Consider the following 18,075-nt stretch of genomic DNA (forward strand, 5'->3'; position numbering starts at 1 on the left):
CTGTTTGATTAGAAAAAACGAGGCTGAGACATAATGACATGAGCTGAACCGCTTGTGACACCGCAGTTGATTTCCGCGCAAGACTTCGCTTTCCGCGGGAGTCTTCGTCTTGCCCTCCAATCAACTGCTAGAAGGGTCTAACGTTGACCCTAACAAAAAAAACGAACCACTAATCAAACGTGTTGATCAATGGTTCGTTTTTCACTTCGTCTAACATACTTTTGTCCCAGCCTCGTTGTGCTTTGTGAGCATACTGACTGCCCACATTACGATAAAGTTGACAAGCAGCGCAATAAATCCGACATTGATATCCTTCATTTGCTGAGGCAGTGATGGAAATAACGTACCAATAGTAGATCCGCTGATTGTAATATAGGCTACTACAATAATTCCAGCAACAATCCCCCACGCTGCTCCTTGTTTCGTTACAAAGTTATTTTTCTTCAAGCTGAAAAGCAGAGATGGAAACAGCTGTGTCATTAGACTATAGCCCATTAAAATAATTGTTGACAGCGTCGTTCCTCCGTTTAGGGTAAAGTAAACGGAAATGAGAGCCACAACCGGTACAAAGCTTTTCGCTAAACGAGCAATACGCGCTTCGCTTGCCTGAGGCGCAAACGGTTTGTATATGTTTTTCGCCAGCAGCGTTGACGCACTCATTAACAGCATCGATCCCGGCACAAGCGCTGTCAGCAAACCCGCTCCTCCTATAATTCCAATAAACCAAGGATCAAAGGTTTGAATTGAGATCCGTAATAGCGCAAGATCCACGTCTCCTCCGCTTAAACCAGGAACTTTTAAAATAGCTGCAAATCCAACAAAAAATACAAAGAGCAGCATCAGCGTATAAAGAGGACTAATGATTGCATTTTTACGAAATACCTTTGCATTTTTCGCTGTATAGCTTGAACTAAAAACCTGCGGCCACATATAAAAACCAAGTACTAGTAAAATAACGGTCGAAATAAACCACGAGACGCTTAATCCTTGCTCAGGAAACTTTAAAAACCCTGGCTTCGCTGTATTCACCGCTTCAAACATCGGACCGTATCCTCCGTAATAATGAAAAGGTAAATAAATGCCTAAAAATCCAATCACAGCAAGCATCATAATGTCTTTAATAACGGCCGTCCATGCAGAACCGTGGATACCGGATATCATAACATACAGCGTTAAACTGATAGCTCCCATCCAAATGGCTGCCGGCATTGAAATGGCACCGTATGATGCTTGTGATACAATAATCCCCAATCCTTTTAACTGCACAACAATAACAGGAATGACAGCAATCACTCCTACAGCAGCTACAAGCACACCAAGGTAAGGGCTTTTATATTTGCTTACAAAAAAATCAGGCTGCGAGACGAGCTTATGATCTCTTGCATACTTCCAAATAACAGGAAGAAGCCAGTATGATAAGACATATGATAAGCTAATATAAATTAACACATAAAGTGCAGGAGCTCCTTTTCCATAAGCCCATCCGCTTCCGCCTAGAAACGAAAACGTTGTGTAGATTTCTCCGGCCATCAGCACAAACACTAAAACAGCCCCGAAACCGCGTCCGCCTACCGTCCACTGCTCCAAGTTCATATCCTTGCCTTTGGTTGATCGTATGCCAAGAAAAATAGCTGCCACTAAAAATAGTAAAATAATAATAAGTGCACTATTCATTCTTCTTCCCCTTCCCGATTTCTGGGATCAAGCTTGTACATAACCCCTAAAATAATGGACGTAAGCACCACCCATATCACCATCCAAAACATATTGAACGGCATACCGAGAACAAACGGAGTCACTCGATTAACAAAAGGGAGAAAACCTAATATGCCTACGAACGGAAGGACAGACAAAATATAGATAAATTTCATGACTAAACTCCTCCGACTTTCTAAAACTAACTTCTTTATATTACCACATATTCCGTGTATTCAATGAAGGAATGCTTGCATTTAAACTGAAATAATCTCTAAAAGATAAAATATTCTGTACTATTTTACAAAAATACTGTTTTCATTTTTCTGAATAAATAGTATAATTTCTTCTTATAGTTCGCAGGAGGTATCGTACAGATGAAAACAATAGAGAAAATCAGTACATTTGCAGGAAAAACATTTACGCTTTGGGTTATTCTAATTTCCGTTATTGCCTACTCATTCCCAGAGCATTTTGTATGGATTGGAAAGTACATCGTTCCGCTCTTAGGAATTGTCATGTTTGGAATGGGATTAACGCTGTCAGCGTCTGATTTCAGTGAAGTGTTTCGAAGACCGAAAGAAGTAGCACTAGGCGTGGTGGGACATTTTATCATTATGCCGCTTCTCGCATTCGGTTTGGCGATTGGTTTAGATTTACCAAAAGAAATAGCAGTGGGCGTTATTTTAGTAGGCTGCTGTCCAAGCGGCACATCATCAAACGTAATGGTCTTTTTGGCTCGAGGAAACGTTGCGCTCGCAGTTGCTATCGCTTCTGTTTCAACCATTTTAGCACCGATTGTTACACCGCTTCTCATTTTATTATTTGCAAGCAAGTGGGTCGATATTGATATCATGTCTCTTATTATTTCCATTATACAAGTTGTCATCATTCCGCTTGCTCTTGGATTTACAATCAAAAAGTTTTTTGGAAAAGCTGCAGAAGCAAGTTCCAAAGCTCTTCCCCTTGTTTCAGTAGTCGCGATTGTCTTGATTGTATCTGCCGTTGTGGCAGGAAGCCAAGCCCAGCTTGCTAAAACAGGCGGTATCATTTTTGCCGTAGTTGTTCTTCACAACATTCTTGGTTTCACAATCGGCTTCTTCTTTGCCCGCTTATGCGGAATGGATCTAGCCAAACAAAAAGCAGTGGCAATGGAAGTTGGTATGCAAAACTCAGGGCTCGGCGTCACCATTGCTTCCACTCACTTTTCGCCGCTAGCCGCTGTCCCAAGCGCCATCTTCAGCGTCTGGCACAACATCTCAGGCTCAGTGCTAGCCTTTATCTTCAGCAAACTAAAAGACAAAAACCAGCCTTCGTCTGATAAAAAAATGGCTGGCTAATACCATACACTTATAAGGGAGCCAAAAAAACTCCCTTGAATGTTCCCAAAAATCTTTTGTATTAAGAAGGGTTTAAAAAGTTCTTAAAAGGTTCTACCTAGCGGAATGCCACCAACTCCGCAAGGGGGGTGTCATTCGCTTAGGTATAGAAAAAAGAGACATGGCGCTTTTGCCATGTCTCTTTTTTCTACATTGATTAAAAACTATTAGCCTCTTCCTGCTTGGAAAGAAGGGTATTTCGTCATACCACCATCAGCAAATAATGTAATACCTGTTACATAGCTTGCTTGTGATGATGCTAAGAATGCTGCAACTGCTGCTACTTCTTCTGGTTTACCGATGTAACCCATTGGAATCATGCTTTCTACGTCTGCACGTTGTTCTGGATCTGCAAATTTCTCTGCGTTAATTGGTGTGTTCATCGCACCTGGTCCAATGTTATTTACGCGGATACCTTTTGGCGCATATTCAAGAGCCAATGTTTCCGTCATTAGTTTCATACCGCCTTTACTTGCTGCATAGTGAACAAATAATGGCCAAGGAATCATTTCGTGAACGCTAGACATGTTGATAACATTTCCTTTAATGTCGTTTTCAACGAAATATTTAATTGCTTCACGGCTTCCTAAGAATGCACCTGTTAAGTTTGTATCAATAACTTTGTTCCAGTTATCTAGAGATAGCTCATGAGAAGGAACTGGGTTTTCAACACCAGCATTATTAATCATAACGTCTAATGTACCAAATTCTTTAATAGCTGTTTGAACAAGATTTACAACGTCTTCTTCTTTTGTTACGTCGCCTTGAACGATGATTGCTTGTCCGCCTGCTTCTTCTACTTCTTTTTTCGCATCTAAAGCTTCTTCTTCATTGTTGTAATAGTTAATAACAACTTTTGCTTCTTCTTGACCGAAACGAACAGCCATTGCGCGTCCTAAACCTGTTGATCCACCTGTAATTACAACTACTTTATCTTTTAAATCTGTATACATAATAAAATCCTCCTAGTGTTTTCATTTATTCATACATACTATCATTAACTTTTACGTAAACGTTAACTTTTAGCCATTCCGAGGAATACGCCACCTAAAATGATGAGCACAATACCAATCGTAATTGAAATAAGCTGACGCTTTGTTTTCTTTTCTCCAAGTAAGAAGATACCGCCAAGCGTTGAAATAACAATTCCCATTTGTGATAATGAGAAGCTTGTTGCAACCCCTACTTTAGGTTGAGAAATAAATAAGAACATGTTACCAGCTGCCCAAATCAGCCCTGGAATAATGTTGCGAATTGCGTATTTATTAAACGGTTTGTGTTTATAAGTAAGTATAAGTCCACCAATTAACATACCAATAGCTTGTGGGAATAGCGCCGACCATCCGTCTACATTAAATAAACGAGCGACAACTACATACACTAAGTATCCAATTGTTGAAATAATAAGGGTAATAATCCCTTTTTTGAATTGTCCAGATTGCTCTGGGTTTTTTTCGCTTTCTAGTGATGTTAGCACGATACCAATAACAATGAAAATAAGAGCTAACACGCCTAAAATAACGGTTGTTGTTGTTGACCACTCGTGAAATACGATAACACCAAACAATGATGTCGTCACAAGCTGCATACCAGTTGAAATTGGCATGGTTTTTGAAACACCAATATAATCAATCGTTTTCAACTGATTACTTTGCCCAACTGCCCAAAATAATCCTGAAACGATTCCGACAATAAAAATAAGCGGCGTCAATACGGGATGAACTACGAAGTAAATAACGGCTGAAAAGATCAGCGCACCAATTGTAGTCCCAAGCGTTTGACTGTAAGGACCTCCGCCCAATTTAACGTTGAACAGGACAATACTTCCCCAGAAAATCGCAGGAAGAATAGCCAAAAGGATATCCATTTGATACTAACCTTCTTTCTCAAACTCTTGATGTAATTGTAAATTTAAAGTACCTTTTATTTAACTAGGTAACTTTATGTAACCAATCTTAGACCTTTTTTCTTGATACGTCAACAATAATATGTCGATTTTGTGACTTTTTTTGAATACTTTACAATACAGCGTTTCCAAGCTACTGAAAGTTTTGAAAATAAAAAAAGATAGCCTTTTCATTATCCAAATGTTAGTATATAATAACATTACAGTGGTTACTTTTAATATCCTATATACAATAAAGCAGGTGACATCAATGAATGATTTTGATGATTTATGTCCAAAAGTGTGGAAAACATTCGATATAATAGGAAAAAGATGGAATGGATTAATTATTTATGTCCTTATGAGCGGACCTAAACGCTTTAGTGAAATTCACAGCAGCATTCCTTCTTTAAGTAAACGAATGTTAACCGAACGAATGAAAGAGCTGGAAGAAGAAGGAATTGTGATCCGGCACGTTATTCCTGAACGTCCTGTTCGCATTGAATATATCTTAACTAAAAAAGGATCAGAGCTTGGTATGATCTTAGGGCCCGTCAGTAAGTGGGCAAAAACATGGATAAAATAAAAAAGCCTCCAGTGAGGCTTTTTTTACGTTTGATAGAGGATATAATTATTTTTCCCTTCTCTTTTTCCTTTGTATAGCGCATCATCTGCATTTTTTAATAATAAAGCGGCTGACTCCCCGTCCTCTGGATAAATAGAGACGCCGATGGTAGTTGTTGTGCGCAAACAATAGCCCCGTACGTTCCAGCTTTGCTGAAGAGATACATGAATCCGCCCAGCAATTTGTTCAATTTCCCGTCCATTTGTTACGTTTAAAATAATGATAAACTCGTCTCCGCCCAACCGATAGATGCGATCGCCTTTCCGTACACAGCTTTTTAATCTCTTCGTGTATGCTTTTAGAAATTCGTCGCCTATATGATGGCCATATTCATCGTTAATCTGCTTAAAATTATCACAGTCGAGAAACAAAAGCGCAAAAAACTCATCGCTTTTCCGCTGCCCATTTTCAATTACTTTGTTTAACTCTTTTAATAACATCGCCCGGTTGGGAAGACCTGTTAAACTATCGTGAGTGGCTTCAAAATGAAGTTTATTTTCTAGCGCTTTTTGTTCAGTAATATCATTGTGAATGGATACATAATGAGTAATATTTCCGTCTATATCTTTTAACGGCACAATTGTTTTCGATACCCAGTATGACTGATGATGCTTCGTCTCCATTTCAAGCTGCCCTCGCCATACTTTTCCGCTTTTTATTGTTTCAAGCAGCTCATGGTGGTCATGATGAAGCTCTTCATCTCGATAATACTTCCCTAATAAATCTTCTTTTTCATAACCTGAATACTGTACATACATATCATTTACATAGGTAATAATTCCACCTGCATTTATAATCATAACGCTAGCTGATTCATCAAGCGCATATTTTATATTTTCAAGTTCTTTCAGCGTATAAGCCAGCTGTTCTTCTGCTTCTTTTTGAGGCGTAATATCGTGTAAGATTGCATAAGCCCCAACCGTTTGATTATTTACTTTAACAGGAATGGTGGTAATATACACGTGTTGTATAGAATGTTGGCTTCTGCGGAATGTTAGTTCTGTACTATAGCTAATTTCTTCATATACATTCCAAGACTTGTAATTACAGGCTCCCATTCTTTTAGCAATATCTCGGTAATTTTGATGCAGCACATCGCTTGCAGAAAGCTGCAGCGTTTCTAAGAATGCGCTGTTGATATTTAAAATCGTGCCGTCCAAATTCAGCATACAAACCGCGTGGTGGTGGTTTGTAAATAGCGATTTGTACCACTGTTTGCTTTTTATGAGCTCCAATTCTAATCTTTTAATAGCTGTGATATCTCGGTAAATCACCGAATAGGCGACCAGTTGATTTTGATAGTCATAAATCGGTGAACAGCTGACAGAGACACACACGCTTTCGCCGCTTTTTGTGTACCTGACTGTTTCATAAGGAGGCAGCGTCTTGCCATTTTTTAATTCTGCTATTAATTTAAGGTTTTCTTTTTCCTCTTTCTTTGACACGATGTTCATCTCTTGACGGCTTTTTCCTATAACTTCTTCTTTTCTCCACTGAAATAGCTTTTCAAATGCACCATTGACTGCTAAGACCTTCTCATCACAATCAGCAATTAAAATGGCGTCTACCGTATTTTCTAAAAACGCATCGAGTAAGCGCGTGCTCTCTTCCTGCGTTTTTTTATAATGAATTTCTTGAGCCATGACAAGGACATGTGAAGGGGTTGTCGCTTGATTAAAAAGAGGGGTAAATGTTACTTCATATGCATGCCGGTCGGGCTGAAAAAGCTGTATGTATTGATATTGAATCGGTTCTTTCGTGGCAATAGCTTTTTCACAAAGTGTGTAAAAAAGCAGATTTTCTTCTTTATTGATTATCTTGTCTTCCATTTTGTCAAAGAATTGCTGAGCTGCTTTGTTACATTCTTTATAATATAGCTGATGTTTTTCTTGCTGAATTAAAATAACAGGCTGCGGCATATTCATAAAATAAAATTGGAATACCCCTTCACTATACATACTAAATATCCTCCATCTGCCTTTGGAATTTCACTAAACGTCTTGTTTTGATATGCAATTTACTCATTCTACCAAGCCAACACATCTTCTTTATCCCTTAAAATATTTTAACAATCGCACAAAATCACATAATTTTATAAAAATTCAAGACATCTGCGTTGCATATAAGTCTAATTACCCGTTCTCATATTACGATAAATTATCTATTTAGTGAAGTGTATGGTTTAAGAGTTCAGCAGCCTTTCTCGTCTGAATAAACTGCGGTACTTATTATAAGTTAAGTAGGAAGAGATCGACTGCGGCGTGCCCAGTAAATAGCCCTGAGCAGCATGTAGGTTTAACGAAATCGCTGCGGCTAAATCTTTATCTCGTTCAACGCCTTCTAAAATGAGATTCGTATGCGGATAATAGTTAACAAGCAAATCAATCAGATCTTTCTTTTGCTTGCAGTCAGCTAGCCCTTCAGCATAGCTTCGATCCAGCTTCATATAGTGAGGTTCGTACATGCTCACTTGTCTCATCGCTGCAGCCCCTGCTCCAAAATCATCAATCGCAATTTTGAAACCGGCCTCTTTCAAACTCATTACTCGGGCAAAAAGAGCAGGCGATTCCCATAAAATCTTTTCATGAAGCGTTTCATTTAACTCCCATACAATGCGATGCTTGGCGTTTTTATAGGTGTTCAACAGATACGTTAAAAATAGTTGAAAATGGGGATGGAGAAGAGTAGATGGAAACACATTGATAAATACATCCTCTGATTTCAACACATCAAACGGAAAGTGCTTGATCGCTCCTTCAATTGCCATCGTATCAAGCTTGTACAAATAATTATGGCGTCTTGCCAGTGAAAACAACTCTTCAATCTGCCCTTTTGCGAAAGCCGTGCGCAGCAAAGCCTCAAAACCAAGCGTCTCCCACGAATTCAACGCATAAATAGGCTGATATACAAACTGAAAGTCTTCATACGTCAGTTCCTTTAACACATGAGCATCCATTCTTTCGTTTAATCACCTTTCGTTTTCAATATACTATTTCTTCCATAACCTAAACTTATAAAAATATATCCTAAAAACAGATAATTGTCCATTAAAAGTAAGAGATTCCATTAGGCGATTTAGGTGTTTTGAGACTTGCTGGGGGCTTATGATAGCAACAAAGAAGTGTTTTAGAGGCTTTTATGCTTTTGATAGACAGGCTGTAAAGGATGTTTCAAAAAAGAGCGGACTCACTCTCATCTAAAACAAACAAATTGGATAAAGGAGCTGGACTACTTGTTACACCGCGGTTGATTTCCGTGCATGGCTTCGCTTTCCGCGGGCGGGCGCTGAGCCTCCTCGTCGCTTACGCTCCTGCGGGGTCTCACCACTTCCGCTTTTCCCGCAGGAGTCTTCGCCTTGCCCTCCAATCAACCGCTAGAAGCACCTATATACATAAAATCTACGTTTACCAGATACTTAGCGCAATAATCTCTTATCGTTAGTTTGTAATCATAGACAAATTGCTAATATTGATAAATAGATGCTAGTTGGAAAACCAAAGATACCAGCCCATACAAAGCATTACAAAGAAATATTGTACCTACAGCTAAAGCAAATCCTATAACTTTCTTCATCTAATTTGTTACCTCTTCTTCTCTATAAATTCTCTACTATTTTTCATCTTTAAAATGAATATTTTCTAGAATTTTTAAAAACCATTCTTTCTTTTTATCTTCATCACCGCTTTTATATTTATCACTACTATCGAAAGAAATCTGTAATACTTTATTAGAACTCTTATCTGCTACATATGCCAAGTATGCATTAGGAATATGTTTCTTTTTATCTACTATTACACGCTTTTCTGTTCCTTTGAAATAAATATAAGCTGATTGGTAGTAAACCCTCGTCTGTGAGTTTTCAATCTTATTAGGAATACTTAATCCAAACCTTCTCTTAAATAAATACACTTTGTTTTCACTTGAGGGAATAGCTCCCCATTGTTCAAAGTCTTTATTATCTCTAGCGTAATCTCCATTTTCACTCAGTAGTCTATATCCTTCCGGAAACCACATCGTATACTGCCCCGTCTTTGATTTAAATTCATAAAATCCGTCGCCTACTTTTTTATCTTTGTTCAAGAACTTACGTGTAAAGTGATCATCAAAAGCTGGGACATTTGGATAGCGGCTTTCGTTTATCATCCATATTCCACCTATTAAAATAGCAACTCCTGTAATGATTGCGGGAAGGGTCTTCGTACGTTTTTTTATTGTCATACACTCCCTTTATTATTCTTTTGAAATAAACGGGACTTAATGTAAATTGTTCAACATATAAAAATCCCTCAGACCACTGTCTGAGGAATAGAAGTATCCCTTATGTTAATTCACTTTCATCCATTGATTCTTTATATCGAATTTCGTACTCTCTCTTATGCATATCTTTAACAGAATGCATAAAACTCATAATATGCTGAAATGCTCCAGTATCATACTGCTGAGCCCTTAGCGTATATCCCCGCTCAGCTGCTTCTAATTTACTTTTAACAGCATCCGCAAACTCACCCGTTTGGTTTTCTAAATAGCTTTTAGCATGCCAAAGCTTTTCATTCACTTCTTGATCCTTTTTAATTAACTCTTTAATTAACTCTTTAATCCTTTTTGCCTGCTCGTCTTTGAAGTCATCACCATCAAATTTAAACGTGTATTTACCGCTCGTTGTTCCTGTGTGTGTAAAATCAAAATCAAACAATTAAATCCCCCCTACTACTTTTTTCATACTTTTAATATCTGAAGCTACCGATTCGTCTGCTTCCATCATCTTCTCGAAATTTTGGAAGAACGCTTCAAGAAACTTTTGATAGTATGTAACTTCCTCTTGAATAGAAGAAATAATCTCTTCAACAGGGGTAAATACACTATCGTCTAGCGGATCAAACGTTTTGTCAAACGTCACTTTTTCAGCCACACGCTTTTGTCCAAACCAAGCGAGAGTAGCTCCGTCTTTATCTGCCTTTTCCATAAATGACTGGGGAGAAGCTTCTTCTCTGGATATTTTCATTTTTAACTTTTTCTTCTTAGCTTCGAAGACTTCGTTAATTTCACTATGTAAATACTGCTTTAGTGCATTTAAGTTTGCTTCTTTGTCTTTAATGGCATTAGCACAGTAATAAACAAACTTCTTCATTTGTTCATAATCTAGCAAGATTTCTTCCTGAGATCCTGAATCAAAAACCTGATAATATGTCTTCATAGTATTAGCTTCTGTGTATTTGACGACGTAATTAATTCCGTGCAGTTTTGCTTGGTCCCTTTGAGATATTCCTTTATAAACCTGTGAGAACCCCCCGGGACTAGTTAGTAAATTAACTCCACCTGCTGCGCCTAGAGCAACTCCAGCTTTTATCTCACCTAAATGGAGAAAAGGATACTTTTTTATATGCTCAAGGTATTGCTCACTCTTATTAGGAAGGTCGAGTAACGTTTCCTGTTTTACATGATCATTAACAAAGCCTAAGCCACCTAGTATCGTTTTCACTCCAAGATTATAGCGAAATTGGTCTATCATATACACTGGATTCCATTTTGCTTCTTTTTGAAAAGGATATTTTCCAATGTTAATCATTTCTTCTGTATCTAAATCTCCAAGCATCGTCACTTTGCTACCTGCATACCAGCTGTTTGGAAAGGATTGAGCATGCATGGGCTCGCCTTTTACCCAGGTATGGCTAATTCTTTTTGCTTCTTTTTCATAATAAGTATTAGCTAGAGATATGAGGTCATTTGAAGATAAACGTCTGCTTGCTCCTCTTTTTCGATTTATATATTCTAAGAAGTCTTTATCAAGGTCTTTGAGCTGTTTAACATTTACAGGAGCATCATTCAACCCTCTTATGTTCACAAAGTTTTTAGTTAACAGACCTAATGTAACTATAAGGTGACCACCTAGAGAATGACCATCTCCATACCTTTTAATTTCAATATCTGAACCTTCCACCTTTTTTTCTACTTCATTGTACATCTCTAAAGCATCGTTAATTTGCTTGTTACTTTTTCCTGCTCCAATACCTAATGCATCATAAACCACATCACCAAAATCTTTGGATGGTTCTGTTCCTCTAAAGATATAATATATTTCATTAATATGGTGCTTTTTATCATAAAAATGAATAGCAGCTCCATCGAAACCAGACTTTTTTCCAATTTTCATGTCCGTACTGCTATAAATCTCAAAATTCGGCGGTTCTTCCCCATTGTTTCTTCATAGATTTTTTTTATTTCTTTCTCTTTTCCTGATAAATCCTTATATTCAAGTTGTGTTAACTTATTTCTTAAACTATTATTTAAAACAGAATGATTAGCCATTGTGTTCATCCTTATTAAAAGTAATGCTCTTTAATATATTTATAATCCATTCATCTCGTTCTTCTGCTGACTTTTTAGAAAGATGATCATCTGTACTATCAAAATAAAATTCAATTACACGCTCGGAGTTCTTGTCTGCAATATAACCAGCATACGTAGTTGGAATATGTCTATTAAAGTCCGTAATTACCCTTTTATCTGTTCCTTTAAAATATATGTACGCTCTGTCATAATAAATTCTTGTTGTATCTGTCTGTAATTTTTGAGGGCTAGTACTATGAAAACGTTTCTTAAATAAGCTTTCTACATAGACCTTTTCTTTATCGGGATTTTTCTCAGACAACTCAATGTTAATATATCCTTTATGTCCTTCATTGTTATTATTCGAGGCTTTCCAAAATTCATAATATGTATCGTCTTTAACATAATCTGATGCATCCTCATGTATTAATTGATACTCCTCCGGAAACCACATCGTATACTGCCCGGTCTTCGACTTAAATTCATAAAACCCGTCATCCACTTTTTTATCTTTGTTTAAGAATTCACGCGTAAAGTGATCATCAAAAGCAGGGACGTTTGGGTATCGGCTTTCGTTTATCATCCATATTCCTCCTATTAAAATAGCAGCTCCTGCAATGACTGCAATAATGGTCTTCGTACGTTTTTTCATTGTCGCACACCCTTTTAGTTATGTTATAACCTATGTTTTATACATGTTCGATACTATCATACTTATAATGGGAGAATCATAAGCAGAACGAATCAAAGAACCATAATTAGGAAGTGGTTATTTTTTACTATCACTTACCCTTTCTTTTAAATAAATAATCGTTTCTTACTTTATTAATGATTTCTCTCAATAAAGAAAACCCCACTTTCAAAAAAGTGAGGTTGATTACATAATATAGACCATTTACTGAACGCTTCGCTCTTCTTGTGCCAGCACATCAATTTCAGCATCAATCTTTACGCTGTGGGTTTTTCCATCAAGTCCAAGAATCACAATTTCGTACTGCTTGTTAGCAAGAACAACCGATTCAATAATGCCTTTATGCTGTCTTAACGCGTATGCTTTTGCACGGCTTTTAGTTAAAGGAATCGTTTTTTCTTTCAAAATACTGCCGGTTTGGGCGTTAATTTTTACTTTATGCTCTTCTCCGTTTAACGTAAGGATGTCTACTATATAAATAGGAAGAGTGAGTATTTTACTCAGCGATATGGATTTGATAATGCCTTTATATTCTTTTAATGCGAGAAGCTTTGCTTGTTCTTTCAACAAAAGAGATCGTTTTTCAGAAATCATTTGACGCCATCCTTTCTAGTTTATAAAACGGACTGCTGTTTCAATTTCTTAACGTACCATATCCTATGTATACGTCTACTAACTAGTATAGCGGGCTTGTCTTAAATTTATCTTAATATTACATGAAAGATAGCTGAAGAAAGCTGTTATTCACTGAAAAAACTAGACCTGATTAGATCTAGCTTCTTATTGGTGAATGTGAATTCTACATCTTTTTCGTTTCGAATCGTTCTACGGCTCTCATTTGTTTGATTGATGGGGATTTGTGTACGCACATGCCCAGATGAACTTTTTGAAGCAAATAGGGATCAATGTAAAAACCATTTTGAAAGATGTTTTCTTTTTCCTGTTCGTCATGAAATTTGGAGCATCTTACACAGTAATACATATCATAACCTCCTTGCGGACTATTTTATAAACGGGGATAGTTTTGAATGGTATATTTACCTACATCATATGGAAAAGAACAAAAGTCGTGCTTGTTTAGGGAAAATGTCCGAAAAGGAGAAGGCTTGTCTGTGGGCTAAAACACTGGATTTTAAAAATGATTATTTAGAACATAAATCAGTTTAATTCTAATAAAAAAGCCCCTTTCAAAAAGAAAAGAGGCACTTTTTATTAATTTGTTACTTTTGCGCTGTTTTGATGCCAGTTCCAAGCTGATGCGATAATTTTTTCTAATGAAATTTGCGCTTCCCAGCCTAATTCTTCGTGAATTTTATCAGAAGATGCAACTAGGCGTGCCGGATCTCCAGCGCGGCGGTCTGCCATTACAACATTCGCTTTTTTACCCGTTACTTTTTCACACGTTTCGATCACTTCTTTTACAGAGTAACCAAGGCCGTTTCCAAGATTGTACGTTGCTGTTTTCTTCGTGCCGTCTAACAGTGCTTGAAGCGCTGAAATGTGAGCATTTGCTAGGTCCGTTACATGAATGTAGTCACGGATGCACGTTCCGTCTTCAGTATCGTAGTCTGAGCCGAATACAGAGATGTTTTCACGTTCACCAAGCAGGTGCTGAAGAATGATTGGAATTAAGTGCGTTTCAGGATCATGGCACTCGCCAATTTCCGCTGTTTCGTAAGCACCCGCTGCGTTGAAGTAACGAAGCACCACATATTCCATATCGTAAGCACTTGCAAAGTCAGCTAAAATCTGTTCAATCATTAACTTTGAACGTCCGTACGGATTAATTGGGTTTGTTGCCGTATCTTCTGTAATGATATCTACAGAAGGGATCCCATATGTAGCAGCAGTAGACGAAAAAATAAACTTTTTCACATTGTGCTTCATCATCGTTTGTAAAAGGGTTAACGTCGCAGCTACGTTGTTTTGATAATATTTAAGAGGATCTGTTACTGACTCCCCTACTAAACTATTAGCAGCAAAATGCATGACAGCATCAATTTTATGATTTGTGAATACGCTTTCTAAATCTTTCTCATTACCTAGATTTCCTTCTACGAATACCGCTTTCTCATCGATTGCCCAGCGATGACCCGTTGATAGATTATCAAGTACCACAACTTCATTTGTTTTCACTAATTCTTTTACTAGGTGGCTTCCGATATAGCCTGCTCCTCCGATGACTAAAATCATACTGTCAGTCAGCTCCTTTTTATTAAGTGTCGCTACAGATATCGTACCCGTTTCTTTTCCATTTGTAAATATTTCATTTTTCAGTATATGATACCGCAGCTGTCTCTTTTAATTAGTATATCTACTAATTGTGAACTGAGTGTGAAGATATTCGTTTCTGCTCAAAAACCCGTGCGTGTAGGCAACGGGTTTTCTTCTTAGATTTGCTGAGGCACTTTCTTCATATCTTTTACTTTATTTTTTAATGGAAGCATCCCTTCAATATGACATTCAATACAGTCCCCGTCTTCAATAACAGCCGGTCCCGGCGTTCCGGTGAGGATGATGTCACCTGGATGCAGCGTCATGACTTTTGAGAAAAATGAAACACAGTATGCGATGTCGTAAATCATATTAGACACTGTATTTTCATGCTGCATGTCTCCATTTAGCAATGTGCGCACTTGAAGTGATTTTACGTTTGATATACTTTCTTTTGTGATAAATTCTGAGCCTATACTGCAAAATGTATCAAAGCTTTTCGCTCGCATTAAGTAACGATGATTCGCCGCATGAATATCAGCTGCGGTTACGTCAATTGCTGACGTATAACCAGCAATTACGTTTATGGCTTCATCTGGCTCTATATCCTTACACGTTTCGCCGATTACCACCGCTAGTTCCGCTTCAGCCGTTGTTTTGTAGGACTGCTTTGGAATACGAATGCTGTCATCTGGTCCAATAATGGCGGTTGCGGGTTTTAAAAAACTAACTGGATCAATGGCACGGTCGTAGTCTTTTAGTTTTTCTTCAGAAGCCGCATAATTAAATCCAATGCCTAATAATTTCGACGGATTACTAATGATAGGAGCTGTTTTTCTGCCCTGCAAGTGCAGTACGGGAAAAGAGCTGTTCATACCAAATTTATTATGGGCGTACCATGTTTCAAGGTGGCGAAGTTCTTTATATTGAATAAGATCCCAAATTGTTGTAGACCAGTTTGTTAAATATTTAGTATTGATGTCTTCTATAAGCATAATGCTGTCATTATCTAAAATAGCTGCTTGTTCTTTCCCTTGCTCTATTATATTTACTAACTTCATGATACGCTCCTTACCGATGCTTGAATGATACGACCGCTGTTTTCTTTTACCCAATTTAATAATTTTTCATCTTGGCTGTATCCTGCAATAAAAGATAAACCGACTGGCAAACCGTCTAGTTCTCCTGCAGGTATCGTAACTTGGGGAAGACCGCTCAGGCCGGCAATACACGTCATTTGAAGTGTTCGCAATCTTCTGTTTTCTAATTCCGGTCCTTTTGCATCTTTTACAGGCGCGGGTCCTGGAGCTGTAGGAAGTACTAATATTCCTTCTTCTCCAAGCTGTGAGTACATAAAATAGCGAAGTTCACGACGCTTTTCTTCTATATAATTCATATTTAATAATGTAAGAGTGCTGGCCCATTGAAAGCGGCTTCCGATGTCTTCTCCAAAGGTTGGATTTTCTTTTTGAATCCACTCTCCGTGCGTTTGCCAGATTTCTTTTCCTTGCAGCAAACGGAAGGTTTCCATATATGTAGAAAAACCCTGAGGGGCAATCGCTATCTCTTCTATAGTAGAGAAAGACTCCATTACGTGGTTGATAGACGGCGCAAGAGCTCGCATGCTTTGTTCATCCACGAGTTCCATTACATCTGTTGGTACATACAGCCGTGTAAATCCATTAGCACGCGACGCTGAATTCAATAAAACCGCTCCTACTTTTTGCAGAGTGTGGCCGTCTCTAGCCATTACACCAACTGTATCAAAGCTAGGAGCCAGTGGAATCAGACCGTTTGTAGAAATGCGTCCGTGAGAAGGACGATACCCGAAAATACCGCAGTAGCTTGAAGGAATTCGAACCGATCCTCCCGTATCTGTTCCAATCGCAAAATCAGTTATTCCCGCTGCGACAGCAACCGCTGATCCGCTTGAAGAACCTCCCGGAATTCGATCTGCGCTTTTTGGGTTTACCGGTGTTCCGTAATGCGCGTTTTCTCCATTTAATCCGTACATAAGCTCGTCAGTATGCGTAACTCCCTTTAGCGCAGCTCCTTCTTTTAAAAGAGCAGCTACTACGTCTGCATGTTCACTTGCAGGCTGATGCGTGGCGAGCCAATCTGGATTTCCCGCACTTGATATATGTCCTTGTACATCAAATACGTCTTTTAACGCAAAACTCAAGTTATTTAACATTCCCGTTCCCGTTGGAGGTACGTAAAGATCACTGTCTACAAATGCGTTCCACGTATCTTTCATTCAACCATCTCCTCGTTTCTTATATCTGTTTAGAATATAAAATTTGGAATAAGCCGGTCAATGAATGTGTCAGGTCTGTTAACATTAATATTATGTAAATTTCCCAGCTTCTCTTTTCCTAGAGAAACTAGCCGTTTTATTTCCCTTTTAGCACGTTTGCGAGTAAAGTAGAAACATATCATTTTACGAAAAGGACTATCGCGATGGAACAATCTACTACGCTTTTCTTATTTATTTTATTAGCTTTTGTGCTAACAAGAGGCATTCCATTTATAGGTTCATTTGCTCCTAGCATTAATCAGCTGCTTCGGCATATTGGACGTTATTTTTCAAATTTAAATACGATGTTTCATGAAGATGGCCACGCGTTAATGGGGCTTATTGTCGGAAAAGGCGTCAATCGCATTGAGCTGTATACCAATAATGAAGGCGTAGCTGTGACTGCCACCTACGCGGGATCCCGTGGATGGCTGCCGCGCGTCATTATTGCTTTAGCCGGCTACCCGTCCAGCTCAGCAATGGCTTATTTGTTTTTCTACCTGCTCGTTCACCATCACTACGACTGGCTTTTTTATGGGTTAGGAAGTGTTGTTGTTATTAATTTACTGCTTTGGGTACGTAACGGATACGGAATTGTATGGCTTTTTTCTATCGGTTTGATCCTCGGAGGTATTTATTATTTACAAGACCCACAGCTTACGCGCTACAGCATGATGTTTGTTGGTGCGCTGTTACTTGTAGAATCTCTATTTTCTGCCTTTATTATTTTTGTGTTAAGCATCAAATATCCACACGATGCAGGTGACGCTACGAGTTTAAAGCAGCTTACCCATCTTTCAGCACGCTTTTGGGGTTTTTTATTTTTCGCACAGGCCGTGTATGTGGCTTATTTGATTTTTCAACTGATTTATTAAAGACAAAATCCCCAAATTTTTCTTAAGAAAAATTTGGGGATTTTATAATTTAAAGGAATAATTTACTTTTATGCACTAAATAATGGTT

General features: G+C 38.1%; 20 protein-coding genes. 3 read left to right on the forward strand and 17 right to left on the reverse strand.

Features of this window, described 5'->3' with window-relative positions; all coding sequences use genetic code 11:
- Nucleotides 1-210 precede the first annotated feature (210 nt).
- Nucleotides 211-1,674 (reverse strand): sodium:solute symporter family protein, encoded by a 1,464-nt coding sequence (locus tag ACFX4R_RS07870; protein WP_162213724.1) that lies wholly within the window; start codon nucleotides 1,672-1,674, stop codon nucleotides 211-213.
- Nucleotides 1,671-1,871, reverse strand: a complete 201-nt coding sequence (locus ACFX4R_RS07875; protein ID WP_013055761.1) for a DUF3311 domain-containing protein — start codon at nucleotides 1,869-1,871, stop codon at nucleotides 1,671-1,673. The genes ACFX4R_RS07870 and ACFX4R_RS07875 overlap by 4 nt, the downstream gene beginning before the upstream one ends.
- 201 nt (nucleotides 1,872-2,072) lie before the next feature.
- On the opposite strand from ACFX4R_RS07875, the gene ACFX4R_RS07880 reads away from it, so the two are divergent.
- The gene (locus ACFX4R_RS07880) at nucleotides 2,073-3,035 is read left to right on the forward strand and encodes a bile acid:sodium symporter family protein (RefSeq protein ID WP_013082056.1); all 963 of its coding nucleotides are present in this window, start codon (nucleotides 2,073-2,075) and stop codon (nucleotides 3,033-3,035) included.
- 206 nt (nucleotides 3,036-3,241) lie between these two features.
- On the opposite strand, the gene gdh is transcribed toward ACFX4R_RS07880, so the two are convergent.
- A complete protein-coding gene (gene gdh, locus ACFX4R_RS07885; RefSeq protein WP_025749618.1) occupies nucleotides 3,242-4,027 on the reverse strand; it encodes a glucose 1-dehydrogenase in 786 nt (261 codons plus the stop codon).
- A gap of 62 nt (nucleotides 4,028-4,089) precedes the next feature.
- The gene (locus tag ACFX4R_RS07890; protein WP_014461263.1) at nucleotides 4,090-4,941 is read right to left on the reverse strand and encodes a GRP family sugar transporter; all 852 of its coding nucleotides are present in this window, start codon (nucleotides 4,939-4,941) and stop codon (nucleotides 4,090-4,092) included.
- Nucleotides 4,942-5,230: 289 nt separating this feature from the next.
- Between ACFX4R_RS07890 and ACFX4R_RS07895 the strand changes: the two genes are divergently transcribed.
- Nucleotides 5,231-5,545, forward strand: a complete 315-nt coding sequence (locus tag ACFX4R_RS07895; RefSeq protein ID WP_057239017.1) for a winged helix-turn-helix transcriptional regulator — start codon at nucleotides 5,231-5,233, stop codon at nucleotides 5,543-5,545.
- Between the two features lie 23 nt (nucleotides 5,546-5,568).
- Here the strand turns inward: ACFX4R_RS07895 and ACFX4R_RS07900 are convergent, their stop codons facing one another.
- The 13 genes from ACFX4R_RS07900 to ACFX4R_RS07960 all read right to left on the reverse strand — a co-directional run bounded on the left by ACFX4R_RS07900 (nucleotide 5,569) and on the right by ACFX4R_RS07960 (nucleotide 17,073).
- Nucleotides 5,569-7,542 carry a PAS domain S-box protein gene (locus ACFX4R_RS07900; RefSeq protein WP_323618499.1) on the reverse strand — a complete coding sequence of 658 codons (1,974 nt, stop codon included), beginning with the start codon at nucleotides 7,540-7,542 and terminating at the stop codon, nucleotides 5,569-5,571.
- 224 nt (nucleotides 7,543-7,766) lie between these two features.
- Nucleotides 7,767-8,540, reverse strand: coding sequence for an EAL domain-containing protein (locus ACFX4R_RS07905; RefSeq protein WP_165575489.1), 774 nt, complete (start codon nucleotides 8,538-8,540; stop codon nucleotides 7,767-7,769).
- 279 nt (nucleotides 8,541-8,819) lie between these two features.
- On the reverse strand, nucleotides 8,820-8,954 hold the full coding sequence (locus tag ACFX4R_RS07910; RefSeq protein ID WP_272911194.1) for a hypothetical protein: 135 nt from the start codon (nucleotides 8,952-8,954) through the stop codon (nucleotides 8,820-8,822).
- A 239-nt stretch (nucleotides 8,955-9,193) separates the two neighbouring features.
- Nucleotides 9,194-9,796 carry a hypothetical protein gene (locus tag ACFX4R_RS07915; protein WP_043980618.1) on the reverse strand — a complete coding sequence of 201 codons (603 nt, stop codon included), beginning with the start codon at nucleotides 9,794-9,796 and terminating at the stop codon, nucleotides 9,194-9,196.
- 106 nt (nucleotides 9,797-9,902) lie between these two features.
- Complete coding sequence (locus ACFX4R_RS07920) at nucleotides 9,903-10,277, reverse strand: hypothetical protein (protein WP_043979990.1); 375 nt, start codon at nucleotides 10,275-10,277, stop codon at nucleotides 9,903-9,905.
- A complete protein-coding gene (locus ACFX4R_RS07925) occupies nucleotides 10,278-11,735 on the reverse strand; it encodes a DUF6792 domain-containing protein (RefSeq protein ID WP_237074583.1) in 1,458 nt (485 codons plus the stop codon). It lies immediately after the preceding gene.
- Entirely contained in the window at nucleotides 11,732-11,890 is a 159-nt protein-coding gene (locus tag ACFX4R_RS07930; protein ID WP_157842259.1) for a hypothetical protein, read from the reverse strand. Before ACFX4R_RS07930 ends, ACFX4R_RS07925 begins: the two co-directional genes overlap by 4 nt.
- A complete protein-coding gene (locus ACFX4R_RS07935) occupies nucleotides 11,883-12,563 on the reverse strand; it encodes a hypothetical protein (protein WP_043979994.1) in 681 nt (226 codons plus the stop codon). Before ACFX4R_RS07935 ends, ACFX4R_RS07930 begins: the two co-directional genes overlap by 8 nt.
- A 243-nt stretch (nucleotides 12,564-12,806) precedes the next feature.
- Entirely contained in the window at nucleotides 12,807-13,196 is a 390-nt protein-coding gene (locus ACFX4R_RS07940; protein WP_043979997.1) for a PepSY domain-containing protein, read from the reverse strand.
- A gap of 205 nt (nucleotides 13,197-13,401) precedes the next feature.
- Nucleotides 13,402-13,584 (reverse strand): DUF3973 domain-containing protein, encoded by a 183-nt coding sequence (locus ACFX4R_RS07945; RefSeq protein WP_013055747.1) that lies wholly within the window; start codon nucleotides 13,582-13,584, stop codon nucleotides 13,402-13,404.
- Nucleotides 13,585-13,814: 230 nt separating this feature from the next.
- Nucleotides 13,815-14,795: a UDP-glucose 4-epimerase GalE gene (galE, locus tag ACFX4R_RS07950; protein ID WP_043980000.1), complete on the reverse strand. Its 981-nt coding sequence runs from the start codon at nucleotides 14,793-14,795 to the stop codon at nucleotides 13,815-13,817.
- A 197-nt stretch (nucleotides 14,796-14,992) separates the two neighbouring features.
- A complete protein-coding gene (locus tag ACFX4R_RS07955) occupies nucleotides 14,993-15,877 on the reverse strand; it encodes a fumarylacetoacetate hydrolase family protein (protein WP_237074581.1) in 885 nt (294 codons plus the stop codon).
- On the reverse strand, nucleotides 15,874-17,073 hold the full coding sequence (locus ACFX4R_RS07960) for an amidase (protein ID WP_043980004.1): 1,200 nt from the start codon (nucleotides 17,071-17,073) through the stop codon (nucleotides 15,874-15,876). The genes ACFX4R_RS07955 and ACFX4R_RS07960 overlap by 4 nt, the downstream gene beginning before the upstream one ends.
- 203 nt (nucleotides 17,074-17,276) lie before the next feature.
- Between ACFX4R_RS07960 and ACFX4R_RS07965 the strand changes: the two genes are divergently transcribed.
- Entirely contained in the window at nucleotides 17,277-17,987 is a 711-nt protein-coding gene (locus ACFX4R_RS07965; protein ID WP_280559141.1) for a M50 family metallopeptidase, read from the forward strand.
- Nucleotides 17,988-18,075 lie beyond the last annotated feature (88 nt).

The sequence above is a fragment of the Priestia sp. YIM B13490 genome (assembly GCF_042787735.1).
Classification (GTDB): domain Bacteria; phylum Bacillota; class Bacilli; order Bacillales; family Bacillaceae_H; genus Priestia; species Priestia megaterium.

Coding starts and splice junctions, on each gene's coding strand:
- ACFX4R_RS07940 (WP_043979997.1), bottom strand. CDS start 13,196: ATGATTTCTGAAAAACGATCTCTTTTGTTGAAAGAACAAGCAAAGCTT.
- ACFX4R_RS07905 (WP_165575489.1), bottom strand. CDS start 8,540: ATGGATGCTCATGTGTTAAAGGAACTGACGTATGAAGACTTTCAGTTT.
- ACFX4R_RS07925 (WP_237074583.1), bottom strand. CDS start 11,735: ATGAAAATTGGAAAAAAGTCTGGTTTCGATGGAGCTGCTATTCATTTT.
- ACFX4R_RS07930 (WP_157842259.1), bottom strand. CDS start 11,890: ATGGCTAATCATTCTGTTTTAAATAATAGTTTAAGAAATAAGTTAACA.
- ACFX4R_RS07890 (WP_014461263.1), bottom strand. CDS start 4,941: ATGGATATCCTTTTGGCTATTCTTCCTGCGATTTTCTGGGGAAGTATT.
- ACFX4R_RS07875 (WP_013055761.1), bottom strand. CDS start 1,871: ATGAAATTTATCTATATTTTGTCTGTCCTTCCGTTCGTAGGCATATTA.
- ACFX4R_RS07870 (WP_162213724.1), bottom strand. CDS start 1,674: ATGAATAGTGCACTTATTATTATTTTACTATTTTTAGTGGCAGCTATT.
- ACFX4R_RS07895 (WP_057239017.1), top strand. CDS start 5,231: ATGAATGATTTTGATGATTTATGTCCAAAAGTGTGGAAAACATTCGAT.
- ACFX4R_RS07965 (WP_280559141.1), top strand. CDS start 17,277: ATGGAACAATCTACTACGCTTTTCTTATTTATTTTATTAGCTTTTGTG.
- gdh (WP_025749618.1), bottom strand. CDS start 4,027: ATGTATACAGATTTAAAAGATAAAGTAGTTGTAATTACAGGTGGATCA.
- ACFX4R_RS07935 (WP_043979994.1), bottom strand. CDS start 12,563: ATGAAAAAACGTACGAAGACCATTATTGCAGTCATTGCAGGAGCTGCT.
- ACFX4R_RS07960 (WP_043980004.1), bottom strand. CDS start 17,073: ATGAAAGATACGTGGAACGCATTTGTAGACAGTGATCTTTACGTACCT.
- ACFX4R_RS07945 (WP_013055747.1), bottom strand. CDS start 13,584: ATGTATTACTGTGTAAGATGCTCCAAATTTCATGACGAACAGGAAAAA.
- ACFX4R_RS07900 (WP_323618499.1), bottom strand. CDS start 7,542: ATGTATAGTGAAGGGGTATTCCAATTTTATTTTATGAATATGCCGCAG.
- galE (WP_043980000.1), bottom strand. CDS start 14,795: ATGATTTTAGTCATCGGAGGAGCAGGCTATATCGGAAGCCACCTAGTA.
- ACFX4R_RS07955 (WP_237074581.1), bottom strand. CDS start 15,877: ATGAAGTTAGTAAATATAATAGAGCAAGGGAAAGAACAAGCAGCTATT.
- ACFX4R_RS07880 (WP_013082056.1), top strand. CDS start 2,073: ATGAAAACAATAGAGAAAATCAGTACATTTGCAGGAAAAACATTTACG.